The organism is Microbacterium sp. 22215, from assembly GCF_052045655.1.
GTDB classification, from domain to species: domain Bacteria; phylum Actinomycetota; class Actinomycetes; order Actinomycetales; family Microbacteriaceae; genus Microbacterium; species Microbacterium phyllosphaerae.
On sequence record NZ_JBQEPC010000002.1, the window covers coordinates 162310 to 185661 of the forward strand.

At 67.4% G+C, this 23352-nt stretch carries 22 protein-coding genes and 2 tRNA genes; 11 read left to right on the forward strand and 13 right to left on the reverse strand.

All coding sequences use genetic code 11. The annotated features are described in order from the left end of the window. Positions 1 to 24: 24 nt before the first annotated feature. The 3 genes from ACTJKH_RS04020 to ssb form a co-directional block, all read right to left on the reverse strand. Positions 25 to 321 (reverse strand): hypothetical protein, encoded by a 297-nt coding sequence (locus ACTJKH_RS04020; protein ID WP_440735847.1) that lies wholly within the window; start codon positions 319 to 321, stop codon positions 25 to 27. Positions 322 to 498: 177 nt separating this feature from the next. Further along, complete coding sequence (locus ACTJKH_RS04025; protein ID WP_440735848.1) at positions 499 to 996, reverse strand: DUF6993 domain-containing protein; 498 nt, start codon at positions 994 to 996, stop codon at positions 499 to 501. 91 nt (positions 997 to 1087) lie between these two features. After that, a complete protein-coding gene (gene ssb / locus ACTJKH_RS04030; protein ID WP_440735849.1) occupies positions 1088 to 1621 on the reverse strand; it encodes a single-stranded DNA-binding protein in 534 nt (177 codons plus the stop codon). A 208-nt stretch (positions 1622 to 1829) separates the two neighbouring features. Between ssb and ACTJKH_RS04035 the strand changes: the two genes are divergently transcribed. After that, positions 1830 to 2099, forward strand: coding sequence for a hypothetical protein (locus ACTJKH_RS04035; protein WP_259159127.1), 270 nt, complete (start codon positions 1830 to 1832; stop codon positions 2097 to 2099). Between the two features lie 21 nt (positions 2100 to 2120). Here ACTJKH_RS04035 and ACTJKH_RS04040 read toward each other — a convergent pair. Then, a tRNA-Arg gene (locus tag ACTJKH_RS04040) sits at positions 2121 to 2193 on the reverse strand. Between the two features lie 58 nt (positions 2194 to 2251). Here ACTJKH_RS04040 and orn point away from each other — a divergent pair. From orn to ACTJKH_RS04075, 7 genes are all read left to right on the forward strand, one after another. Then, positions 2252 to 2878, forward strand: a complete 627-nt coding sequence (gene orn, locus ACTJKH_RS04045) for an oligoribonuclease (RefSeq protein WP_440735850.1) — start codon at positions 2252 to 2254, stop codon at positions 2876 to 2878. A gap of 36 nt (positions 2879 to 2914) precedes the next feature. Continuing rightward, positions 2915 to 2990, forward strand: a tRNA-His gene (locus ACTJKH_RS04050). Between the two features lie 164 nt (positions 2991 to 3154). Further along, entirely contained in the window at positions 3155 to 5197 is a 2043-nt protein-coding gene (locus ACTJKH_RS04055; RefSeq protein ID WP_440735851.1) for a heavy metal translocating P-type ATPase, read from the forward strand. Between the two features lie 35 nt (positions 5198 to 5232). Further along, positions 5233 to 5862, forward strand: coding sequence for a LysE family transporter (locus tag ACTJKH_RS04060; RefSeq protein WP_210097855.1), 630 nt, complete (start codon positions 5233 to 5235; stop codon positions 5860 to 5862). A 36-nt stretch (positions 5863 to 5898) separates the two neighbouring features. Then, positions 5899 to 6246, forward strand: coding sequence for a metallopeptidase family protein (locus tag ACTJKH_RS04065; RefSeq protein WP_440735852.1), 348 nt, complete (start codon positions 5899 to 5901; stop codon positions 6244 to 6246). Then, entirely contained in the window at positions 6243 to 6536 is a 294-nt protein-coding gene (gene clpS, locus ACTJKH_RS04070; protein ID WP_440735853.1) for an ATP-dependent Clp protease adapter ClpS, read from the forward strand. The genes ACTJKH_RS04065 and clpS overlap by 4 nt, the downstream gene beginning before the upstream one ends. Further along, entirely contained in the window at positions 6533 to 7024 is a 492-nt protein-coding gene (locus ACTJKH_RS04075; protein WP_440735854.1) for a DUF2017 family protein, read from the forward strand. The genes clpS and ACTJKH_RS04075 overlap by 4 nt, the downstream gene beginning before the upstream one ends. 40 nt (positions 7025 to 7064) lie before the next feature. Here the strand turns inward: ACTJKH_RS04075 and ACTJKH_RS04080 are convergent, their stop codons facing one another. The 6 genes from ACTJKH_RS04080 to gatC are packed head-to-tail and all read right to left on the reverse strand — an operon-like array spanning position 7065 to position 12616. Then, positions 7065 to 7646: a hypothetical protein gene (locus tag ACTJKH_RS04080; RefSeq protein ID WP_440735855.1), complete on the reverse strand. Its 582-nt coding sequence runs from the start codon at positions 7644 to 7646 to the stop codon at positions 7065 to 7067. Further along, positions 7630 to 7947: a hypothetical protein gene (locus ACTJKH_RS04085; protein ID WP_144877562.1), complete on the reverse strand. Its 318-nt coding sequence runs from the start codon at positions 7945 to 7947 to the stop codon at positions 7630 to 7632. The genes ACTJKH_RS04080 and ACTJKH_RS04085 overlap by 17 nt, the downstream gene beginning before the upstream one ends. A 37-nt stretch (positions 7948 to 7984) precedes the next feature. Further along, positions 7985 to 9241, reverse strand: a complete 1257-nt coding sequence (gene dinB / locus ACTJKH_RS04090; RefSeq protein WP_440735856.1) for a DNA polymerase IV — start codon at positions 9239 to 9241, stop codon at positions 7985 to 7987. Positions 9242 to 9288: 47 nt separating this feature from the next. After that, positions 9289 to 10803 carry an Asp-tRNA(Asn)/Glu-tRNA(Gln) amidotransferase subunit GatB gene (gatB, locus tag ACTJKH_RS04095; protein ID WP_440735857.1) on the reverse strand — a complete coding sequence of 505 codons (1515 nt, stop codon included), beginning with the start codon at positions 10801 to 10803 and terminating at the stop codon, positions 9289 to 9291. Next, the gene (gene gatA, locus ACTJKH_RS04100; protein WP_440735858.1) at positions 10803 to 12320 is read right to left on the reverse strand and encodes an Asp-tRNA(Asn)/Glu-tRNA(Gln) amidotransferase subunit GatA; all 1518 of its coding nucleotides are present in this window, start codon (positions 12318 to 12320) and stop codon (positions 10803 to 10805) included. The genes gatB and gatA overlap by 1 nt, the downstream gene beginning before the upstream one ends. After that, positions 12317 to 12616, reverse strand: a complete 300-nt coding sequence (gene gatC, locus ACTJKH_RS04105) for an Asp-tRNA(Asn)/Glu-tRNA(Gln) amidotransferase subunit GatC (protein WP_440735859.1) — start codon at positions 12614 to 12616, stop codon at positions 12317 to 12319. Before gatC ends, gatA begins: the two co-directional genes overlap by 4 nt. A gap of 68 nt (positions 12617 to 12684) precedes the next feature. Here gatC and ACTJKH_RS04110 point away from each other — a divergent pair, with 68 nt between their 5' ends. Then, positions 12685 to 14391, forward strand: coding sequence for a long-chain-fatty-acid--CoA ligase (locus ACTJKH_RS04110; protein WP_440735860.1), 1707 nt, complete (start codon positions 12685 to 12687; stop codon positions 14389 to 14391). Positions 14392 to 14438: 47 nt separating this feature from the next. Beyond that, positions 14439 to 16283, forward strand: coding sequence for a DEAD/DEAH box helicase (locus ACTJKH_RS04115; protein ID WP_440735861.1), 1845 nt, complete (start codon positions 14439 to 14441; stop codon positions 16281 to 16283). A 230-nt stretch (positions 16284 to 16513) separates the two neighbouring features. Here the strand turns inward: ACTJKH_RS04115 and ligA are convergent, their stop codons facing one another. The 3 genes from ligA to ACTJKH_RS04130 are packed head-to-tail and all read right to left on the reverse strand — an operon-like array spanning position 16514 to position 21154. Beyond that, positions 16514 to 18829 carry an NAD-dependent DNA ligase LigA gene (gene ligA / locus ACTJKH_RS04120; RefSeq protein ID WP_440735862.1) on the reverse strand — a complete coding sequence of 772 codons (2316 nt, stop codon included), beginning with the start codon at positions 18827 to 18829 and terminating at the stop codon, positions 16514 to 16516. Positions 18830 to 18871: 42 nt separating this feature from the next. Next, a complete protein-coding gene (gene mnmA / locus ACTJKH_RS04125; RefSeq protein ID WP_440735863.1) occupies positions 18872 to 19969 on the reverse strand; it encodes a tRNA 2-thiouridine(34) synthase MnmA in 1098 nt (365 codons plus the stop codon). Between the two features lie 9 nt (positions 19970 to 19978). Continuing rightward, a complete protein-coding gene (locus ACTJKH_RS04130; protein WP_440735864.1) occupies positions 19979 to 21154 on the reverse strand; it encodes a cysteine desulfurase family protein in 1176 nt (391 codons plus the stop codon). 94 nt (positions 21155 to 21248) lie between these two features. Between ACTJKH_RS04130 and glgX the strand changes: the two genes are divergently transcribed. Beyond that, positions 21249 to 23321 (forward strand): glycogen debranching protein GlgX, encoded by a 2073-nt coding sequence (gene glgX / locus ACTJKH_RS04135; protein WP_440735865.1) that lies wholly within the window; start codon positions 21249 to 21251, stop codon positions 23319 to 23321. Positions 23322 to 23352 lie beyond the last annotated feature (31 nt).

Consider the following 23352-nt stretch of genomic DNA (forward strand, 5'->3'; position numbering starts at 1 on the left):
CTAAGACTACCTCCGGCTCAGCCGTCAGACGATTCCCAAGCGTCTGGACTGAGCTCTGCCGTCTGACGGGCTCCAACCCCTTCCGAGGTCATCAACGAGTTCTGTCGTGAACCCGTGGATCTTCAGCATGCCTCGGATGACGGCGTCAATCTCCTCTGGCACATCCTCAGGTCGCGCGCACTCGGTGGAGAATGCGCCTTCGGGCGCATCGATGACAGCGACCCAGCGCCGCGTCTCGACGGGAAACACTTCAACGCGCAGCAACATCCACTCAGCTTCCCACGCCGATACGACACCAGCGATCACGCCGTGCACGATCATCGCGTCAGTGCATGATCAGCGGGAGGGATAGGTCACGGTGGATGTACTCAGCCACCGAAAAACGCTCCTTCTGTTGGCGTCGAAGATCGACACTCCAGCCTACCGGCCTCTCAGCGGGTCACCGTCGGGTGGCACTCAGGGTCGGTGAACGTCATGCTTCCGACGCCGGAGCGGTGATCACCAGTCGATGGCGCGAGTGGCACCGATCAGACAGCGTCCCTCCGCGAGCTGCGGCATTACCACTGTCACGGGCGCACCCGTCGACGGGCCCACCTGCCCCACCAGGCACTCGGAGTCTCCCCAGCGCACCGAGAACTGGATGCTCTCGGCCGGATTGCCGACGGTCGACACATCCTGTGTGACCTGCATCGCTTCGCGATCGAACCCCGCGGCGATGAGCGCGTCGATGTAGGCACGGCCCGAGACCTTCTGATCGGAGGCCCACACCTGCGCGGTCACCGCGTCGAACAACGGCAGGTTGTCATTGGCGGTGCCATCCGCCACGTACACCGGCGTCGTCGGGGTCGCCGACGGAGTCGGAGAAACACCCGCTTCCGTCGGTGCGGGCGTCGGAGACGGTGTCGGTCCGCACGAGGTCAGCACAGCTGTGAGCACGGCCACGGTACCGGCCATGATTGCCGCACGCGATGCGGAGGAGTCCGGTCGTCGAAGCACGACCCGAGTCTACGGGCGGACTCCCCCGCTTGCGTGAACGCCGATATCGAACCGGCGCCGAGTTCTGAGACCGTGGTCTCGGCCCGCCGCCTCAGAACGTGAGACTCGCGGAAGACGATGATTGATCGAGGAGCTCGCTGTCTGGCCCGGGGACGGCGTCTCTGTCCGCCCACGACGTGTCGATGTCCGCCGGCTCCCTGCGAGACGACGCGGGCGGAGCATCGTCGCCGTCCTCGACTCGGCCCCTCTCCTTCTGATCCGGGGTCGACCGCGCGCTGCGACGGTACGCGGTGGTGCCCCAGCGCAGGTCATGACCGATCACATCCGCGTCTATGTCGACGCTCGTACCCTGCTTGCCGTTGTTCTCCCACGCCCTGATCTTCATCCGGCCGGTCACGATCACGCTGTCCCCCGAGCGGAGCGACACCTTCGCGTGCTCCGCGAGCTGGCGGAATGCGGCGACGGAGTACCAGTTCGTCGCCACATCGATCCAGGTCTGGGTCGCCTCATCGAATCGGCGATGCGTGCTCGCCAATCGGAAGTTCGTGACGGGAATGCCACTGGCGGTCCGCCCCAGCGTCGGATCGGTGGCGACGTTGCCGACGATTGTCACGGTGTCATGCATGTTCTTCTCCTCAAGGACCCGGGTCGCTCGCCCGGATGCCTCCAGAGTGCGCGCCCACTCCCTACGCTCCGGATGCAGAACACGCGATCGGCGCACAACGAGCGAACACTCCGGGCCGTGCAGAACGAGTGACAGTCATACCGTGGCGCACCCGGAAGAGAAATGTCGGTGGTCGGTCATATGTTCGAACAACGAAAGGAGAGATCGAATGTCCGACACCCTGATCACATCCCCGCCCGAGGTTCCGTACGCGACACCTCGGCTGTCGAGCCCGCGAGAGCACCTCGTTCGAGCCGCAGCTCACCTGTGGCGTGTACAGGACGCGAGAGGCCGGGTGCTCGGACACCTCCGGCTCGTCCACCACCCGCTCGGAGTGCGGTATCGGGCCGAGCGCCTGCACCTCGCCACCGCGTCTTTTCGCCTCGTCGGAGACTTCTGGAAAGCAGATGACGCCGTCGCTGCCCTGCGCAACGGGTGAACAGACACCCGGCAGAGGCCGTGCCCCCGGCAGGATTCGAACCTGCGACCAAGAGATTAGAAGGCTCCTGCTCTATCCCCTGAGCTACGGAGGCGCACAGATATACCGTACCGCCCCGGCTCTGATGTCGGTGCCGTCGATAGGATGGCCGAATGGTATCTGCGTCAGAGAACGACCGTCTCGTCTGGATCGATTGCGAGATGACCGGCCTCGATCTCTCAGTCGACGAGCTCGTCGAGATCGCCGTCGTCATCACCGACTTCGAGTTGCGCCCCGTCGATCCGGGCTTCCAGGTCGTCATCCGCGCGAGTGATGCGGCGCTCGAGAACATGAACGACTTCGTCACGAAGATGCACGAGACCTCGGGGCTCATCACCGAGATCCCCGACGGCGTCTCGCTCGCCGAGGCCCAAGAGCAGACCCTCGCCTACATCAAGCGCTTCGCGCCGCTCGAGCGCAAGGCACCGCTGGCCGGCAACACGATCGGCACCGATCGGATGTTCCTGGCCAAGTACATGCCTCAGGTCGATCAATGGCTGCACTACCGCAACGTCGATGTGTCGAGCATCAAAGAGCTGTCGCGACGCTGGTATCCGCGGGTCTTCTTCCAAGCGCCCGCCAAGGACGGCGGCCACAGGGCGCTCGCCGACATCCTCGAGTCGATCCGAGAGCTTCGCTACTACCGCGAAGCGGTGTTCGTCGACGAGCCGGGGCCGTCGAGCGACGATGCCCGAGACATCGCGACGCGCACCGTGTCAGAGTTCACTCCAAACATGTAATAGACTCGTCTGGTTGCCAACTCCGGTTGGCACATGGTGGGTATAGCTCAGCTGGTAGAGCGCTGGCTTGTGGTGCCGGATGTCGCGGGTTCGAGTCCCGTTACTCACCCCATCAAGAAGAGGTCCGAGTCTGTTGACTCGGACCTCTTTTGTTTTGCGATCCCACAATTCGGAATACCCCTAGGGGGTATCGGGTTCCTCTAAGTGACCACACCGAAGGGACCAAACATGACTCGCCTGGCTGAATCGACACCGACCGATCATTCCTCACAGGACATGAGACACGGAACACCGACTCCGGCACAGCACACCGGACATGACGCTCACACAGACCATGGCGCTCATGCCGGGCATACAGGCCATACCTCACGGTTCCGACGCCTGTTCTGGATCATGCTCGCCGTGTCCCTCCCGGTCGTCGCAGCATCCCCGATGTTCGCGATGATCATCGGGTACGACGTACCGGGGTGGGCCCGGTACATCGCACCAGCCCTCGGCACCGTGATGTACGTCTGGGGTGGTGCACCGTTCCTCACCGGTGCGTGGAGTGAGCTACGCGGCCGCAAGCCCGGGATGATGCTTCTGATCGCGCTCGCGATCACCGTCGCCTTCCTCGCATCGTGGGGCGCGACCCTCGGCGTGCTTCACCATGAACTGGAGTTCTGGTGGGAGCTGGCGCTGCTGATCGTCATCATGCTCCTGGGCCACTGGATCGAGATGCGCTCGCTGGCCCAGACGACCTCAGCGCTCGATTCTCTCGCCGCGCTGCTGCCCGACGAGGCCGAACGCATCGAACACGGCGAGACGGTCCGGGTCTCCCCCGCCGAACTCAGGATCGGAGATCTCGTCGTCGTCCGGCCGGGCGGGCGCCTGCCCGCAGACGGACGCATCACCCAGGGTGCCGCGAGCATCGACGAGTCCATGATCACGGGCGAGTCACGGGCCGTCGGCCGCACCGTCGGCGATCAGGTCGTCGCCGGAACCGTGGCGACCGATTCCGGACTCCGCGTCGAGATCACAGCTGTCGGTTCGGATACGACCCTCGCCGGCATCCGGAGACTCGTCACAGAGGCTCAGGCGTCGTCGTCACGGGCGCAGCGGATCGCCGATCGCGCGGCCGCATGGCTGTTCTGGTTCGCGCTCGGAGCCGCCGCGATCACCGCGATCGTCTGGTCAGCCGTGGGGATGCCCGACGAGGCCGTCGTCCGCACGATCACCGTCCTGGTCATCGCGTGCCCACACGCTCTCGGCCTCGCGATCCCTCTGGTCGTGTCGATCGCGACCGAGCGTGCGGCACGCGCAGGCATCCTCGTGAAGGATCGGCTCGCTCTCGAGACGATGCGCACGATCGACACCGTCCTCTTCGACAAGACGGGAACGCTCACGAAGGGCACGCCGGCCGTCACCGCCATCGAGCCCCTCCCTCCCTACACGAGCGACGACCTCATCTCCCTCGCGGCAGCGACCGAGCAGGATTCCGAGCACCCTCTCGCGAAGGCGATCGTGAACGCCGTACATGATCGAAACGTGAAGGTGCCGACCGCCAGCGACTTCAGATCGTCGCCCGCCGTGGGTGTGAGCGCTGTCGTCGACGGCCGCTCGGTGAAGGTCGGCGGACCGCACCTCCTCAGCGAGACTCGATCCTCGGAGCTCCCGATCGCCGAAGCATGGCGCACGGAAGGCGCGATCATCCTCCACGTTCTCGTCGACGATCAGGTCGTCGGTGCGCTGAGGCTCGCCGACGAGATTCGTGCTGAATCGATCTCGGCCGTCGAGTCGCTGCACGCACGGGGCATCGAGGTCGTGATGATCACGGGTGACGCGCAGGCCGTCGCGGAGAGCGTCTCGGGCCGGATCGGCATCGATCGGGTGTTCGCCGGGGTACGACCGGAGGACAAGGCCGCCAGAGTGCGCTCGCTGCAGTCCGAAGGACGCAGAGTCGCGATGGTGGGCGACGGTGTGAACGACGCGCCCGCGCTCGCGCAGGCCGATGTCGGGCTGGCCATCGGCGCCGGGACAGATGTGGCGATCGCGTCCGCCGGCGTGATCCTCGCCGGCGATGACCCTCGCGCGGTCCTCTCGGTCATCGATCTCTCGCGGGCGGGATACCGCAAGATGACCCAGAACCTCTGGTGGGCAGCGGGGTACAACCTCCTGTCCGTGCCGCTGGCCGCAGGTATCCTCGCACCGATCGGATTCGTGCTCCCGATGTCCGTCGGTGCGGTGCTGATGTCGCTGTCGACGATCGTCGTGGCGCTGAACGCACAGATGCTCCGCCGACTCGACCTGCGTCTGCCGAGCATCGCCGCTGACGACTGACCACGGCGAAGGAGCGAGAGCCCTAGGATTGCGTGGTGTCACTCGCCGTGTGGTTCTCGCTCCTGACCGCCTGCGTGGTGATCAGCTTCACGCCGGGCGCCGGCGCCATCAACACGATGTCGAACGCGCTCAGCCAAGGATGGCGTCGGTCGATCTGGGGAATCGTGGGTCAGCAGCTGGCCCTGATCGTTCACGTCGCGATCGTCGCAGCCGGGCTCGGCCTGATCGTGTCGCAGTCGGAGATGTTGTTCAATGTCATCCGCTACGCCGGAGCCGCCTACCTCGTGTTCCTCGGGATCCGACTAATCCTGGCGAAGCCGGCCGTCACCGACATGGAGGATGAGACCGGCATCGATCTGCGCGAGGGGCACTGGTCGATGATCCGTCGCGGATTCTGGGTGAACCTCCTCAATCCGAAGGCGATCGTCTTCTTCCTGGCTTTCATCCCCCAGTTCATCCGCCTGGACGAGCCCCAGCTGCCCCAATACCTCACGCTGATCATCACCGTGATGGTCGTCGATGTCGTCGTGATGTGGGGCTTCTTCGCGACAGCAGCCCGTCCGTTCCGCCGCCTGACCCGCTCAGTGCGGGGGCAACGGATCCTGAACAGCGTGTTCGGCATCCTGTTCATCGCGGTCGCCGCACTCCTCGTGTTCCTGCACTGACGCCGGGCGGGCGCTCGCGGCAATAGGCTGGATCCGATGGAGATGGATGCTGCGCCCTTCGAGGAACTCGTGATCGACGAACTCGACCGGCTGCCCGATGAGATGGTCGACGGACTCGAGAACGTCGTCTTCGTCGTCGAGGACCGCCCCGAGGACGGGAGCCTCGACCTCCTCGGCCTCTACGACGGTCTGGCGTTGACCGAGCGCACGCAGTACGGGTCCGGGGAACTGCCCGACCGGATCGTCGTCTACCGCGAGCCGCACCTCGCGGCCTGCGAAGACGAGGACGAGCTGCGCGACGAGATCCACACGACTCTGGTGCACGAGATCGCCCATTTCTACGGCATCGATGACGCGCAGCTGCACGAGCTGGGGTGGGCATGAGTCCCCTGGCGACGCCCGATATCGACGAGGTCACGAATCTCGCGGCCGCGCCCCTCGAGCCGTGGGAGGTCGTCGTGTGGAACGACCCGGTCAACCTGATGAGCTATGTCGTGCGGGTGTTCCGCACCTACTTCGGGTACTCGCTCGATCGCGCGACGCAGCTCATGCGTGCCGTGCATCACGAAGGCCAGGCCATCGTGGCCACGGGGCCCCGCGAGACGATGGAGGTGCACGCTCAGGCGATGCACGACTATGGCCTGTGGGCGACAGTGCGAAAGGCCGCGCAATGACCGAGCAGATGGTGCACGTGCGGATGGCCAGGGTCGAGGGCGCGCAGCTCGCACAGCTGGTCGACGATTTCCGTGAACTCGTCGGCACGGACCGGGATGTGACCGACCCCGCGATCGAGCGCATGGCACCCGACCCGTATCCCGAAGACGCTGATGCATCGAGCGCCTTTCGGGAGGCGACGCGCGACGACCTGCTCGACCGACGAGCTCTCGATGCCGACATCGTCCGGACGGCACTGTCGGAGCTCCGGGGTGATCTGGACTCCATGTCTCAGGAAGAGGCGTTCGCCGAACACGATCTGTCGGTCCGACTCGCCGATGTCGACGCGTGGTTGCGCACCCTCACTGCACTGCGCCTGGTGATCGCGGAGCGCCTCGGCATCGAGAACGATGACGATCATGACCCTGACGATGCGCGATTCGGCGTCTACGACTGGCTCGGATACCGGCTGGAACTCACGATCGAGGCTGCGGACGAGCTCCTCTGAACCCCCAGAGGAACTCGAACCTTCAGAGGAATTCGACCCCTCAGGGGATCTCGATCACTCGGGTCGCGAGCGCGCGAGGATCATCTCTCGCGATATGGGCGCGTTCCTGCTCCGCCCAGCGTTCCCAATGCGGCCGATAGGTCTCACCGTCTCGGTTCAGCGCTCGCGCCTTGCGACCGGCCTCGCCGGACTCCAACCAGACGCGCACATCGGCGATCGCGGCGGTCTTCGGGGTCAGGATCCCACTTCCTTCGATCAGCACCCCGAGCGATGGGTCCACGGCGTGACTTTCTGCTTCGGCATGGCGTTCCCAATCCCAGCGGCGCCATTCCCCGAGGTAGCCGCGGCCGTGCGGACGGAGGATGCCGTCGAGCGCGTGCTCGACACCGGCCTCGAGGCCGTCCCAGCCGGGATAGATCGAGTCGAGGGCGACCATCTGCACCCTGCCGACGATCGGCCAGCGCTCGACCAGCATGCGTGCGAGGGTGGTCTTGCCGGCTCCGCTGCGGCCGTCGAGGATGACGACGGGGTTCGCCGCGGAAAGGGCGTGGATGTCGTCGACGATCAGCGTCGCGGCGTGCTCGAGCGCCGCCGCGACGGGATCGTCACTTCTTGAGGGCACGGATGATGCGAGAGAGTGCTCGTCCGGCGACCCAGACGAACGGCACAGCGACGACCAGCAGGGTCACGATGTTGGGCTCGAACCGAAGCCCCTCTTCGCGACGCACGTAGACGCCGACCGGCACCGAGACTCCGCCACCGCCACCGCCTTCGGCACCGTCACCGCTTCCACCGCCGAATCCCGAGTATGTGAAGGCGACCGGGGTGATGCTCACGCCGTCGACGTCCTGCGGCTCTCCGTACGCGGTCTTGACGCCGAACGAGGCGGCCTGCTTTCCGAGTTCCAGTGCAATGTTGGGCATGGCTCCACGCTAGCCCAGGAATCGAGCCACGGAAGGGTCAATCCAGCCCGTGCGCCTTCGGGTGCTGGGCCGCGCCTCGCCCTTCGCCGCGGCCGATGTGTCTGGCGCGACCGATCATCGCCGAACCGAAACGCGCGACCGCATCGTCCACAGCGCCCTCGACCCGTCGCCAATCCTCATCGTCGTCCCACAGCCCGATACCGCCGCCGCCTGCCGGTCGCAGTTTCTCGGCACGTACACCGACGAGTCGTACAGGATCGCGACGGTCGATCTGCTCGAACAGCGCCTGTGCCGCCTCGCCGATCCGTCGGCCAACCGCCGTGGGCTCGGCGAGGGTCTGCGACCGACTCAGGGTGCGGAAGTCGTCGAACCTGATCTTGATCGCGACCGTCGACGTCTCCCAGCCGGCCTTGCGCAGACGTGCGGCGACGCGATCAGCCAGTCTGAGCAGCTCGGCACGCAGGTACGTGCGGTCGGTGACATCGGTGTCGAAGGTCTCTTCATGACCGATGCTCTTCTCGATGCGCTCGGTCTCGACCGCGCGCGCGTCCTCGCCCCGTGACAGCTGCACGAGCCGAGCGCTCAGCGCCGGACCGACCGCTCGGTCGAGCATCTCGATCGACGACGTCCGAATGTCGCGGACGGTGCGGATGCCGCGCCCCTCCAGTGCCTCGGCGGCCTTCGGGCCCACACCCCACATCGCCCGCACCGGTCGAGGATCGAGGAAGTCCTGCGTCTCGGATGCGGCGACGACGAGCAAGCCGTCGGGTTTGGAGATCGTCGACGCCATCTTCGCGACGTGTTTGGTGGCCGCGACGCCGACACTGCAGGTGATGCCGACCTCGTCGCTCACCCGCTCACGCACGAGCCTGGCGATCTGCGCGGGACTCCCCCACAGCCGCCGGACACCGCGCACGTCGAGGAACGCCTCGTCGACCGAGAGAGGCTCGACCAACGGAGTGATCGATTCGAAGATCGCCATCACCTGGCGTGACACCGCCTGGTAGCGGTGGAAATGAGGCGGCACGATCCTCGCCGACGGACACAGCCGAAGCGCCTGCGACACCGGCATCGCGGCGCGGACTCCGTACCGACGAGCCTCGTAGGAGGCACTCGACACGACGGACCGGCCGTCGGGCGCGCCGATGATCAGCGGGAGCCCGCGAAGACTCGGATCGTCGAGTACCTCGACCGCCGCATAGAACGCGTCCATGTCGACGTGCAGGATGCTCGTACCGGTATCGTCGGCGTCGGCAGACGACACGATGCGCCCTCTGCCGTCACCGTGTCCCATGAGACCATTCTCCCCCGGACCTCAGACACGAGGCCCGGGGGAAGCGGTCACTGCGCAGCGCGCTCGAGGACGAGTTCGCGGACCCTGGCGGCATCCGCCTGGCCCTTCATCGCCTTCATCACGGCACCGATGACGGCGCCGGCCGCCTGGACCTTGCCGTCCTTGATCTTCGCGAGCACGTCGGGCTGTGCGGCCAGCGCCTCATCGATCGCGGCGATCAGCGCGCCGTCGTCCGAGACGACCGCGAGTCCGCGGCTGTCGACGACTTCCTGCGGCGTGCCTTCGCCCGCGATGACGCCCTCGAGCACCTGACGAGCCAGCTTGTCGGTGAGGGTTCCGGCATCCACGAGCTTCTGCAGGGCGGCGACGTTCTCGGGCGATACGAGCTCGGTCGCGTCCTTCTCCTGCGCGTTGGCGAGGCGGGTGATCTCACCCGTCCACCACTTGCGCGCGGTGGCAGGAGTGGCGCCCGCCTCGATGGTCGCGACGACGACGTCGAGGAGACCGCCGTTGCGTACGTCCTGGAACTCGAGGTCGGTGAAGCCCCACTCGGCCATCAGACGACGTCGGCGGGCGACCGGCTGCTCCGGGAGCTCGGCCCGCAGCGCCTCGATCAGCTCGGGGGCCGGCTCGACCGGAACCAGATCGGGCTCGGGGAAGTAGCGGTAGTCATCGGCGTCCGACTTCGGGCGACCCGGCGAGGTCGTTCCGGTGTCCTCATGCCAGTGCCGCGTCTCCTGGGTGATCGTCCCGCCGTCGGCGAGGATCTGTGCCTGACGCTGGATCTCGTACCGGACTGCTCGCTCGACCGACCGCATCGAGTTGACGTTCTTCGTCTCAGTGCGGGTACCGAGCTTCTCCTGACCACGGGGACGCAGCGACACGTTGGCGTCGCAACGCAGGTTTCCGCGCTCCAGGCGAGCCTCGGAGATCCCGAGGCTGCGCACGATGTCTCGGATCGTCGCGACGTACGCCTTGGCGACCTCGGGGGCACGATGCTCGGTGCCGAAGATCGTCTTGGTGACGATCTCGACGAGCGGCACCCCCGCGCGGTTGTAGTCGACGAGCGAGTATTCCGCGCCCTGGATGCGACCGGTCGCGCCGCCCATGTGGGTGAGCTTGCCCGCGTCCTCCTCCATGTGCGCGCGCTCGATCGGGATCTGCACGATCGTGCCGTCTTCGAGCTCGACCTCGACGGAACCTTCGAAGGCGATCGGCTCGTCGAACTGCGAGATCTGGTAGTTCTTGCCGAGATCGGGGTAGAAGTAGTTCTTCCGCGCGAACCGGCTCGACGGCGCGATCGAGCAACCGAGCGCGAGCCCCAGGCTGATCGACGACCTGATCGCCGTCTCGTTGACGACGGGGAGCGAGCCCGGAAGACCGAGGTCGACGGGCGCGATCAGCGTGTTCGGTTCGGCCGCGTGATACAGCTCGTTGGCCGGGTTCGGCGCGTCCGAGAACATCTTCGTGTTCGTGTTGAGCTCGACGTGCACCTCGAACCCGAGAACGGGCTCGAACATCTCGAGGGCCTTGTCGAAGTCCATGAGCTTGGCGGTGGCCATCAGCGGGTCCCTCCTGCGAGCTGGGGTGCACGGGTGAGGAGCGGAGCTCCCCACGAATCGACCAGCAGAGTCTCGACAGCGGCGCCGACCTTGTACAGACGCGCATCCTCACGTGCCGGGGCGATGAACTGGATGCCGACGGGCAGGCCGTCTTCGGCGGCCAGTCCGCTGGGGATCGAGATGCCGGGAACGCCGGCGAGGTTCACCGGGATCGTCGTGATGTCGTTGAGGTACATCTGCAGCGGGTCGTCGATCTTCTCGCCGAGCTTGAACGCCGTGGTCGGGGCAGAGGGCGTCGCGATGACATCGACCTCGGCGAAGGCGTTCGCGAAGTCCTGCTGGATGAGCGTGCGGACCTTCTGCGCGCTGCCGTAGTAGGCGTCGTAGTACCCGGCCGACAGGGCGTAGGTGCCGAGGATGATGCGGCGCTTGACCTCGTCACCGAAGCCGGCGTCACGAGTCGCCGACATGACGTCCTCGACCGTCGGGTTGCCGTCCGGTGTGACACGGAGGCCGAAGCGCACCGAGTCGAACTTCGCCAGGTTGCTGGATGCCTCGGCGGGGAGGATCAGATAGTACGCGGCCACTCCGTATTCGAAGTGCGGAGCCCCGATCTCGACGATCTCCGCGCCCTGTGCCTCCATCAGCGCGAGAGCGCTGCGGAAGGAATCGGCGACGCCGGGCTGGAAGCCACTGTCCGGGAGCTCGCGAATCACACCGACCCTGAGCCCCTTGAGCACGTCGCCACGGGCGCCCTCACGGGCGGCATCCGCGAACGAGGGCCACTCGTCGCGCAGCGACGTGGAGTCCTTCGGGTCGTGGCCGCCGATGGCGTCGTGCAGCAGACCGGCGTCGAGCACCGTGCGCGTCACCGGACCGACCTGGTCGAGGCTCGAGGCCAGCGCGATCGCGCCGTACCGGCTCACACCGCCGTAGGTCGGCTTCACGCCCACCGTGCCGGTCACGTGCGCCGGCTGACGGATCGAGCCACCCGTGTCGGAGCCGAGCGCCAGGGGTGCCTCGAACGCGGCCACCGCGGCAGCGGATCCACCGCCCGAACCACCGGGGATGCGGTCGAGGTCCCACGGGTTGCGGGTCGGGCCGTATGCGGAGTGCTCGGTGGAGGACCCCATCGCGAACTCGTCCATGTTGGTCTTGCCGAGCGGGATCAGGCCGGCGACACGGGAGCGGGCGACGACGGTGGCGTCGTACGGCGAGCGGTAGCCCTCGAGGATGCGCGAACCGCTCGTGGTCGGCTGGTCGGTCGTGACGAGCACGTCCTTGATCGCCAGCGGCACACCGGCGATCGGTCCGAGCTGCTCGCCGGCCGCACGCCGGGCGTCGACAGCCGCGGCGGCATCAAGCGCGCCCTCGTTGACGTGGAGGAAGGCATGGACGTCGCCGTCGACGGCGGCGATCCGGTCGAGATGAGCGCGAGTCGCCTCGACGCTCGAGATCTCGCGGGTGGCGAGCTTGTCCGCAAGCTCCGCCGCGGTCATGCGGATGATGTCGCTCACTGCTCTTCTCCCAGGATCGCGGTGACGCGGAACCGGCCGTCGGCCTGGTCCGGCGCATTCTGGAGCACCTGCTCATGCGTGAGGGTCTCTCCCACCACGTCGGGGCGGTAGACGTTGCTCAGCGGAATCGGATGACTCGTCGCGGCGACGTCGGGGCTCGCGACCTCCGACACCTTCGCGATGTTGTCGACGATGGCGTCGAGCTGGCTCGTGAGCCTCGTCACCTCGTCGTCGTTGAGCTGGATGCGCGCGAGCACGCCGAGATGGCGCACAAGATCAGGGGTGATTTCAGACACACCCCGAGTCTACTTGCCGTGCCCCTCGAGTCCCTGCAGCCGGACGATGCCCGCCCTATGCTGGGCGGGTGAGCTCGTACCAGCCTCCTCGTCCGTGGGTCGCCAGCTACGCCGACGGCGTCCCGGAAGACCTCTCCCCCGTGTCCGGGTCCCTGATCGACATCGTCGCGGCATCCGCTCGCGACTACCCGGATGCCCCTGCCCTGCAGTTCTTCGGCCGCGAGACGACGTACTCGGAGCTGCAGGAGGCGATCGACCGCGCAGCCTCCGGCCTCCGCGACCTCGGCGTGCGGGCGGGCGACCCGGTCGCGATCGTGCTTCCCAACTGCCCGCAGCACATCGTGGCGTTCTACGCGGTGCTGCGGCTGGGCGCCGTCGTGGTCGAACACAACCCGCTGTACACGCCGCGCGAGCTGCGCAAGCAGTTCGAGGATCATGGCGCGAAGCATGCGATCGTCTGGAACAAGGTCGTCGCCACGGTGCAGGAGTTCCCGACCGACCTCTCGGTGACGAACCTGATCTCGGTGGATGTCACCCGCGCGATGCCGCTCCTGACGCGAGTCGCGCTGCGGCTTCCGGTCGCCAAGGCGCGGGAGTCGCGTGCGGCTCTCACAGAGAAGGTGCGGGGAACCGTGACCTGGGATTCGCTGGTTCAGTCCCCTCCCCTCCCCGCCTCGCACCCGAAGCCGGCCACCGACGACCTCGCCATCATCCAGTACACCTCCGGCACCACGGGCACGCCGAAGGGCGCAGCTCTGACACACCGCAACCTGCTGGCGAACGCCGCGCAGTCGCAGGCGTGGGTTCCGTCGATCCAGCGCGGCAAGGGATGCGTCGTCTACGCGGTGCTGCCGATGTTCCACGCATACGGTCTGACGCTCTGCCTGACCTTCGCGATGTCCATGGGTGCACGACTCGTGCTCTTCCCGAAGTTCGACCCCGATCTCGTGCTCGACGTGATGAAGAAGCACCCGGCGACCTTCCTGCCGCTGGTGCCTCCGATCGCCGACCGGCTGCTGGCGGCAGCGAATGCCAAGGGCGTGTCGCTCGACGGCATCGAGGTGGCGATCTCGGGCGCGATGGCGCTGCCCCACGAGCTCGTGGTGCCCTTCGAGGCCGCGACCAACGGGTTCCTCGTCGAGGGCTACGGGCTCAGCGAATGCTCACCCGTGCTGATGGCGAACCCGGTGGCCGACAACCGCGTGCCCGGAACCGTCGGACTCCCGCTGCCCGGCACGGAATGCCGCGTCGTCGATCCGGAGAACCCGACCGTCGATGTGCCTGCAGGATCCGCTGGCGAGCTCCTCGTACGCGGACCCCAGGTGTTCTCCGGGTACTACGGCAAGCCGGAGGAGACCGAGGCCGTCTTCGTCGACGGGTGGTTCCGCACGGGCGACATCGTCACGGTCGACGACGCGGGTTTCATCCGCATTGTCGACCGCATCAAGGAGCTCATCATCACCGGCGGCTTCAACGTCGCTCCGACCGAGGTCGAGAACGCCTTGCGCCAGCATCCGCAGGTCGTCGATGCCGCCGTCGTCGGGCTTCCGAGCGATCACTCCGGCGAGGAGGTCGTCGCGGCGATCGTCGTCGACGGCGATGCGGATGTCGATGTCGATGTCGAGGCGATCCGCGAGTACGCGCGCAGCATCCTCACCCCGTACAAGGTGCCCCGCCGTATCTTCATCGTCGATGAGCTGCCCAAGTCGCTGATCGGCAAGGTGCTGCGCCGTCAGGTCAAGGAGAGGCTCCTCGCCCTCACATCCGGCTCCTGAGGGCGCCCTCACAGGCGCGGAATCCCGCGAAGCGCTACCCTTGGTCAGTGACTCCTGAAGACGCTGTGCCCACCGACGCCCCCGAGACCCCTGGATTCGAGGAGCTCGGCATCACCGGCCCCGTCCTCAAGGCCATCAAGGACCTCGGCTACGAGACCCCCTCCCCCATCCAAGCCGCCACGATCCCGACGCTCCTCTCGGGTCGCGATGTCGTCGGCATGGCGCAGACCGGAACGGGAAAGACCGCGGCCTTCGCGCTCCCCGTGCTCGAGCGCCTCGACGTTTCGCAGAAGACCCCGCAGGCCCTCGTGCTCGCACCGACCCGCGAGCTCGCGCTCCAGGTCTGCGAGGCTTTCGAGTCGTACGCGTCCAAGATGAAGGGCGTCCACGTCCTCCCCGTCTACGGCGGACAGGGGTACGGCGTGCAGCTGTCCGCACTCCGCCGAGGCGTGCACGTGATCGTCGGAACCCCCGGTCGCATCATGGACCACCTCGCCAAGGGCACGCTCGACCTGTCGCAGCTGCAGTACCTGGTGCTCGACGAGGCCGACGAGATGCTGAAGATGGGCTTCGCGGAGGACGTCGAGCAGATCCTCGCGCAGACGCCCGAGGAGAAGCAGGTCGCCCTGTTCTCGGCGACCATGCCTCCGCAGATCCGTCGCCTGGCCCAGAAGTACCTTCGCGAGCCCGAAGAGATCAGCATCAAGTCGAAGACCGCGACCGGCACGAACATCACGCAGCGCTATCTCGTGGTGTCGTACGCGCAGAAGGTCGACGCGCTCACCCGCATCCTCGAGGTCGAGAACTTCGACGGCATGATCGTGTTCGTCCGCACGAAGAACGAGACCGAGACGCTGGCCGAGAAGCTCCGCGCTCGCGGATACTCCGCTGCCGCGATCAACGGCGACGTTCCCCAGGTGCAGCGAGAGCGCAGCGTCAACCAGCTGAAGGCGAGCAAGCTCGACATCCTCGTGGCAACCGACGTCGCGGCCCGTGGTCTCGACGTCGAGCGCATCAGCCACGTCGTCAACTTCGACATCCCGACCGACACCGAGTCCTACGTGCACCGCATCGGTCGCACGGGTCGTGCCGGTCGCACCGGTGACGCGATCAGCTTCATCACTCCGCGTGAGCGCTACCTGCTGAAGTCCATCGAGAAGGCGACGCGTCAGCAGCCCACGCAGATGCAGCTCCCGACTCTGGACGACGTGAACACCACACGTCTCACCAGGTTCGACGACGCGATCACGGCGGCTCTCGGCGATGCCGCACGGATCGAGAAGTTCCGCGACGTCATCGACCACTACGTGCGCAATCACGATGTGCCGGAGGCCGATGTGGCTGCCGCTCTCGCGGTCGTCGCGCAGGGCGACACTCCTCTGCTGCTCGACCCGGCCGATGACCCGCTGTCGAAGGCCGTCGAGTACGACAACCGCCCGCCGCGGGAGAACAACACCCGCGACCGGCGTGAGACCCGTGAGCCCCGCGAGCGTCGCGGGCGCGGCGACTACAAGCCGTACCGTATCGAGGTCGGACGCCGTCACCGCGTGGAGCCCCGTCAGATCGTCGGCGCCCTCGCGAACGAGGGTGGTCTCGGTCGCGACGACTTCGGCGCCATCAACATCCGCCCGGACTTCACGGTCGTCGAACTTCCCGCGAACCTCGACTCTTCGGTGCTCGACAAGCTCAAGGACACCCGGATCTCGGGTCGTCTGATCGAGATCAAGCCCGACCGCGGACCGGGAGCCCGTCGCAACGACGGTCCTCGTGACGGCGCTCGTGGTGGGTTCGACCGCCGCGACGACCGCCCGCGATACGACCGGGACGAGCGCCCGGCTCGCAATGACGAGCGAGGCGAAAAGCCGTACCGCAAGCCCCGGCACAAGGACTGACAGGCACGAACGTGCACATCGAGCGCGCCGGCTCTCGGGACATCCGGGGGCTGGCGCGCGTCAGGTGGAGAGACCGATCCGTTCTGTGCCCGACTCACTCGCGAGTGAGCTGCTCCACGACCTCGAGAAGCGGTTCCCGAGTCAGCGGTTCCCGAGTCAGATGAGCACGAGCGTGGCTCCGGCCGTCACTCGGCAGCGCCCCGGGAATGATCATCGCGACCGTTCACGCATCATCCGAGCGCGTCCGGACCTTCGGTGACGAGGACATGGAACTGTGCGGCGTCGAGAATCCGGATGCCGAGTTCCTCCGCCTTGCCGAGCTTCGAGCCCGCACCCGGCCCCGCGGCGACGAAGTCGGTCTTCTTCGAGACGCTCGATGCCGCTTTGCCGCCGGCCTTGATGATGGCCTCCTGAGCGCCGTCACGGGTGTAGCCGTCGAGCGAGCCCGTCGCGACGATGGTGAGCCCGTCGAGCACACCGCCTTCGACGACCGCGGCGCCCGGTCCGGGGTGGCCCGGGGTCGCCCACTGCACGCCGGCCTCGGTCCACTGCCGCACGATCTCCTGGTGCCAGTCGACGTCGAACCACGCGAGCAGAGAGTCGGCGATGATGCCGCCCACCCCCTCGACGGCAGCGAGCTCGTCTCGAGAGGCGGCGCGGATGGCGTCGAGAGAACCGAACCACTGCGCGAGTGCGCGAGCGGCCACAGGCCCGACGTGGCGGATGTTCAACGAGACGAGAAGACGCCAGAGGTCCTTCGTCTTGGCCTTCTCGAGCTCGGCCAGAAGCGTGAGCGCCTGAGACGACGGCTGGGGTCCTTCGAGCCCGGACTTCTTCTCCGCCGCCGTGGGATTGCGCCGGAACGGCGCGCGGGTCTTCGAGAGGCCGTCGTCGTCTTCCTTGGGCAGACCCGTCTCGGCATCGCGCACGAAGAGTTCGATGGGCACGAGCTCGTCGAGGGTCAGCGCGAACAGACCGGCTTCGGTCTCGAGAGGGGGGATCTCCGGGGACGTCGGCTGCGTCAGTGCGGCTGCGGTGACCTCGCCCAGCGCCTCGACATCGAGGGCGCCGCGGGATCCGATGTGCTCGACGCGCCCGCGCACCTGGGCAGGGCATGACCGTGCGTTCGGGCAGCGCAGATCGATGTCGCCCTCCTTCATCGCACGCAGCGGTGTGCCGCACTCGGGACATTCGACCGGCATCACGAACTCCCGTTCGGTGCCGTCGCGCTTCTCGACGACCGGGCCCAGGACCTCGGGGATCACGTCGCCCGCTTTGCGCAGCACGACGGTGTCGCCGATCAGTACGCCCTTCGCCTTCACGACGTCCTTGTTGTGCAGGGTCGCCTGCCTGACGACGGATCCGGCGACCTGAGCCGGCGCCATCACCGCGAACGGCGTCGCGCGCCCGGTGCGCCCGACCGACACCACAATGTCGAGGAGCTTCGTCTGCACCTCCTCGGGCGGGTACTTGTAGGCGATCGCCCAGCGGGGCGCGCGGCTCGTGGCGCCGAGCTCGTCGTGCAGCGAGAGCTCGTCGACCTTGACCACGATCCCGTCGAGCTCGTGCTCGATGTCGTGACGGTGTTCACCGAAGTGCTCGACGAACGACACGACCTCGTCGACGCTCGTGCAGACCTTGGTGTGCGGGCTCGTGGGGAGCCCCCACTCCGCCAGCCTGTCGTACACCTGGCTCTGCGCAGCCACGGGCGGGTTCTCCCAGGCTCCGATGCCGTGCACGTAGAGTGCCAGCGACTCGATGCGCAGCATCCCCGCTTCGAGCTCGAGGCCGTCCTTCTTGTCGATCTGCTGACGAAGACCGCCGCTCGCGGCGTTCCGCGGATTGGCGAACGAGGGGAACCGTCGGGCCGCCGCCGTTCGCGCCTTCTCTTCGTCGAACGGCTTCTTCGCACCACCCCGAGCCTCCCATCGGGCCAGTGCATCGGCATACGCCCGGTCGCGGAAAGCCGCCTGAGCGGCATTCAGCCGTTCGAAGGCGGCAACGGGGATGAACACCTCACCGCGGACCTCGACGATCGGAGGATGCCCGCCGCCGCTGAGCTCGAGGGGGATCTCGGGCAGGCGCAGGGCGTTCTCGGTGACGATCTCTCCGACGCGGCCGTCTCCTCGCGTGGCCGCCGACGTCAGGCGTCCGTTCTCGTAACGCAGATTGATCGCGAGTCCGTCGATCTTGAGCTCGGTGAGCCAGTCGACGTCTCGCCCCGCAGCGGCGCGCGTCTTCGCGGCCCACTCGCGGAGTTCGTCGATCGAGAACACGTTGTCGAGGCTCAGCATGCGCTCGGCGTGCTCGATGGTCGCGAGCCCCGTCGCCTCGGCCGCGCCCACCATCTGCGTGGGCGAGTCCTGGCCCTGCAGCTCCGGGTGCAGCCGTTCCAGCTCTTCGAGCCGGTGCATCCAGCCGTCGTAGGTGAAGTCGTCGACGACGGAGGTGTCACGCCCGTAGTACGCGTCCTTCGCCTCGAGGATGCGAGTGATCAGCCCGTCGGCTTCGATACGGGCGTCTTCCAGCGAGATGTTCTCCGGCACCCCGCCAGTCTACGAGCGGCCACCGACATCCAGAGGCAGACGCTACGCGTCGACGGGAACCGCCGACACCGTGCGATCGATCGTGAACTGACCGAGCACGCGCGTGCCGACGTACAGGACAGCCGTCTGCCCGGGCGCGACGCCATTGAGCGGCTCCTCGGGCACGACGCGCACGCCCTCGGATGTGACGAAGGCGCGAGCGACCTCGGGCTCGGCGTGAGCGCGGATCTGCACCTCGCAGTCGAACTCCGATTCGACCGGCGCGGCTCCCGCCCAGCTGAACCGCTCGCCGGCGATCTCGCGGATCGCGAGCGCCTCCTTCGGCCCGACGACGACCGTGTTCGAGACGGGTCGCACTTCGAGGACGAACCGCGGCTTGCCGTCGGCAGCCGGGACTCCGAGCTTGAGGCCGCGACGCTGACCCACGGTGAACGCATGCGCGCCCTCGTGCGACCCCACGACCTCACCCGTGCGGTCGAGGATCTCGCCGGTCGCCGTGCCGACCTTCTCTGCGAGCCACCCGCGGGTGTCGCCGTCGGGGATGAAGCAGATGTCGTGGCTGTCGGGCTTCTGGGCGACGGTCAACCCGCGCTCCGCCGCCTCTGCGCGCACGACCGCCTTCGACGGTGTCGTACCGAGCGGGAAGTACGTGTGCGCGAGCTGCTCGGCGGTCAATACGCCGAGCACATACGACTGGTCCTTGGCGTTGTCGGCCGCGCGGTGCAGCTCGAGGCCCGCATCCGTCGGGATCAACGTCGCGTAGTGCCCTGTGCACACCGCGTCGAAGCCGAGCTCGATCGCACGCTCGAGGAGGGCGGCGAACTTGATCTTCTCGTTGCAGCGCATGCAGGGATTCGGGGTGCGCCCCGCCTGGTACTCCGCGACGAAATCGGCGATCACGTCTTCGCGGAAGCGCTCGGAGAAATCCCAGACGTAGAAGGGGATGCCGAGCAGATCCGCCGCACGTCGGGCGTCGAGCGCATCCTCGATCGTGCAGCATCCCCGGCTACCGGTGCGCAGGGTTCCCCCCGCGCGGGACAGCGCGAGGTGCACGCCGACGACGTCGTGACCGGCGTCGACCGCACGGGCGGCCGCGACGGCGGAGTCCACCCCACCGCTCATGGCCGCAAGAATCCTCATGATCCCAGTCTACGAGCGTGTGGCTGAGCCGGAGCCGGATGCGCGCGAGTACGCGTCACCGATCGATGCGATGACGGCATCGACGTCCGCATCCGTCGACGTGCGGCCGAGAGAGAACCGAAGGACGCTGCGCGCCTCCTGCTCGCTGCGTCCCATGGCCATCACGACGTGCGAAGGCTCCGCCACGCCCGCCTGGCATGCTGATCCTGTCGATGCCGCGATCCCCGCCATGTCGAGCAGGAAGAGCAGGCTCTCCCCCACCGCTCCGGGAAACAGGACGTGCGCGTTCCCCGGAAGCCTCTCGACGGGGTCCCCCAGGACTTCAGCCGTCGGGACACGAGCGAGGATGCCCTCGATCAGACGGTCGCGCATCGCACTCAGCCGGGTGCTCTCGGCCTGACGCTCGACCTCAGCCAGTTCCAGCGCCACCGCGAACGCGGCGGCGCCCGCGACGTCCTGGGTTCCCGCGCGGAGGCCCCGTTGCTGCGCGCCCCCGCGCAGGATCGCGGCGAGCTTCGCGGTGCGTGAGGTGACGAGGGCGCCGACGCCGACAGGGGCACCGATCTTGTGGCCGGCGACACTCATCGCGACCAGCCCCACGGCATCCGCCGCGTCACCCCTCAGGGCACGGAACGACAGGGGAACATGACCGAGCGCCGACACCGCATCGACGTGCATCGGCACCTGGGCGACAGCGGCCGACGACGCCAGCGCCGGGGCGTCGTTGATCGTTCCCGCCTCGTTGTTGGCGATGAGCGCAGTCGCCAGTGCCGCGCCGGGAAGCCGTGCGGCGAACGCGTCCACGTCGATCGCCGCCGTGCGAAATACCGGTACAGCGCGCAGCACCGCGCCCTCGGCGACAAGTGCCTCCACCGTGTCCATGGTCGCGTGGTGCTCGGCATCCGGCATCACGATCGCTTCGGTACCCGCTCGGCGCGCGTGCCAGAGCCCCTGGAGCGCGAGATTGATCGACTCCGTGCCGCCGGAGGTGAAGACCACCTCGATGGGATCGCATCCGAGCACCGCTGCGGCGCGCTCCCGGGAGTCCTCGAGCAGACGTCGGGCGTCCTGCCCCGCGCCGTGCGTCGACGACGCATTGCCCACGACCCCGCTCGCGTCCAGCCATGCCTCGCGCGCCTCCGGGCGCAGCGGGGTCGTGGCGGCGTGATCGAGATAGTGCTGCATCCCTCAACTCTCCCCCATTTTCACGGTCGGGAGCGCACATGGAACTGAGTGCATGCGGTCCTGAGACCCGAGCGCAGCCCCCTATGGTGTATTCATGCCCGCGATCCGAGACATCACCGTGCCCGGCGGTACTGCACTCGACAACCTCGGCGTTCGCCTTCACGACGGCGTCGGAACCCTCCGCGTCTGGTCGCAGAACGCGTCGTCGATCGAACTCGTCGTCTTCGACGCCACGGACCTCGACTGGGTGACCGATCAGGTCGGCCTCGAGCGACTCCCCGGCGGCGTCTGGGAGGTCACGACCGAGTTGCTGCAGCCCGGCACCCGCTATGCGATCCGCGTCGGCGGACCCCACGGCCCCGGCAACACCTTCAATCCCGAGACGCTCCTGCTCGACCCGTACGCGCGCGGCCTCGCCCAGGGCGACGGGTACGAGGAGTGGCGATCCGTCGTGATCGTCGACGGCTTCGACTGGGGCGACTCCGCGAAGCCCCGTATCCCGCTCGATCGCACGGTGATCTACGAGGGACACCTGAAGGGTCTCACCAAGCGTCAGCCCGACATCCCACCCGCGCTGCACGGGACGTACGCCGGCCTCGCGCACCCGGCGATGATCGAGTACTTCCACGAGCTCGGCATCACCTCGATCGAGCTGCTCCCCGTCCACGCGTTCGTGCCGGAGCCCCGCCTGCTCGAGCGCGGCCTCACGAACTACTGGGGCTACAACACCCTCAACTTCTTCACCCCGCACAACGCGTATGCGACCGAGGATGCCCGAAAGGGCGGTCCGGAAGCGGTGCTCGCCGAGTTCAAGGGCATGGTGCGCCTGCTGCACGAGGCAGGTCTCGAGGTGATCCTCGACGTCGTCTACAACCACACGTCGGAGGAGGGTCTCGGAGGCCCCCGCTCGAGCCTTCGTGGCATCGACAACGCGGGCTACTACCGTCAGGACGCCTCGGGCGCGTACATCGACACCACCGGATGCGGCAACACGCTCGACACCTCGACGGATGCCGGTGCCCGCCTCGTGCTCGACTCGCTGCGCTACTGGGCGCAGGAGATGCAGATCGACGGCTTCCGGTTCGACCTGGCGGCCGCCATCGCGCGCGACGCGTCGCACACCTACACGCCCGAGCACCCGCTGCTCACGGCCATCGCGAACGACCCGATCCTCAAGGACACGAAGCTCATCGCCGAGCCCTGGGACGTCGGCATGGGCGGCTGGCAGACGGGCAACTTCCCCCAGGGCTGGCTGGAGTGGAACGACCGATACCGCGACCGTGTACGCAACTTCTGGCTGAGCGACATCGACTACGCGCGCAGGGCCTCGGCCCCGGTCGGCATCGGAGGCTTCGCCACCCGCCTCGCCGGTTCGTCGAACACCTTCGCGGATGAGCGCGGACCGCTCGCGAGCATCAACTTCGTCACCGCGCACGACGGATTCACCCTCAACGACCTCGTCTCGTACGACGTCAAGCACAACGAGGCCAACGGCGAGCACAACCGCGACGGTGCCGACATGAACCGCGCCTTCAACCACGGGATCGAGGGTCCCACGGACGACCCCGCGATCCTCGCGGCCAGACGCAAAGCCATGCGCAATCTGCTGGGCACCCTGCTGCTGTCCGCCGGCATCCCCATGCTCACCGCCGGCGACGAGGTCGGGCGCACGCAGCGGGGGAACAACAACGCGTATGCGCAGGACTCGGCGATGACCTGGCTCAGCTGGGACCCGGAACCCTGGCAGGAGGATCTGCGTGCCCACGTCAGCAGGCTGATCGAGCTCCGCTCCGAGAACCCCGCGTTGCGTCCGAGCAAGTACGCACGCCTGGGTGAGCACATCCCGAATGCCTCAGTCATGGACTGGTTCGACCAGAACGGCGAGACGATGGAGAGCGACCAGTGGACCGACCCCGGCAACCGCACGCTCCAGTACGTCGCCGCCTCGACTCCGGATCGTGAGGCAGCGAACCGCATCCTCCTGATCGTGCACGGCACGGAGTCGCCGATCGATGTGCGACTGCCCGAGGAACTCGAGGATGCGACGCGATTCGTGTCGCTCTGGTCCAGCGCAGACGAGCGCCCCGACGCGGGCGGGGAGACGTTCGCCCCCGGAGACATCCTGCCCATCCCCGGCACCTCCATGAGGCTCTTCCGTGTCGAGTGACGCGCGGCGCGCCGGTACCGTGTGCTCGCTA

Coding starts and splice junctions, on each gene's coding strand:
- ACTJKH_RS04020 (WP_440735847.1), bottom strand. CDS start 321: ATGATCGTGCACGGCGTGATCGCTGGTGTCGTATCGGCGTGGGAAGCT.
- ssb (WP_440735849.1), bottom strand. CDS start 1,621: ATGCATGACACCGTGACAATCGTCGGCAACGTCGCCACCGATCCGACG.
- ACTJKH_RS04035 (WP_259159127.1), top strand. CDS start 1,830: ATGTCCGACACCCTGATCACATCCCCGCCCGAGGTTCCGTACGCGACA.
- orn (WP_440735850.1), top strand. CDS start 2,252: ATGGTATCTGCGTCAGAGAACGACCGTCTCGTCTGGATCGATTGCGAG.
- ACTJKH_RS04055 (WP_440735851.1), top strand. CDS start 3,155: ATGAGACACGGAACACCGACTCCGGCACAGCACACCGGACATGACGCT.
- ACTJKH_RS04065 (WP_440735852.1), top strand. CDS start 5,899: ATGGAGATGGATGCTGCGCCCTTCGAGGAACTCGTGATCGACGAACTC.
- clpS (WP_440735853.1), top strand. CDS start 6,243: ATGAGTCCCCTGGCGACGCCCGATATCGACGAGGTCACGAATCTCGCG.
- ACTJKH_RS04075 (WP_440735854.1), top strand. CDS start 6,533: ATGACCGAGCAGATGGTGCACGTGCGGATGGCCAGGGTCGAGGGCGCG.
- ACTJKH_RS04085 (WP_144877562.1), bottom strand. CDS start 7,947: ATGCCCAACATTGCACTGGAACTCGGAAAGCAGGCCGCCTCGTTCGGC.
- dinB (WP_440735856.1), bottom strand. CDS start 9,241: ATGGGACACGGTGACGGCAGAGGGCGCATCGTGTCGTCTGCCGACGCC.
- gatB (WP_440735857.1), bottom strand. CDS start 10,803: ATGGCCACCGCCAAGCTCATGGACTTCGACAAGGCCCTCGAGATGTTC.
- mnmA (WP_440735863.1), bottom strand. CDS start 19,969: ATGAGGATTCTTGCGGCCATGAGCGGTGGGGTGGACTCCGCCGTCGCG.
- ACTJKH_RS04130 (WP_440735864.1), bottom strand. CDS start 21,154: ATGCAGCACTATCTCGATCACGCCGCCACGACCCCGCTGCGCCCGGAG.
- glgX (WP_440735865.1), top strand. CDS start 21,249: ATGCCCGCGATCCGAGACATCACCGTGCCCGGCGGTACTGCACTCGAC.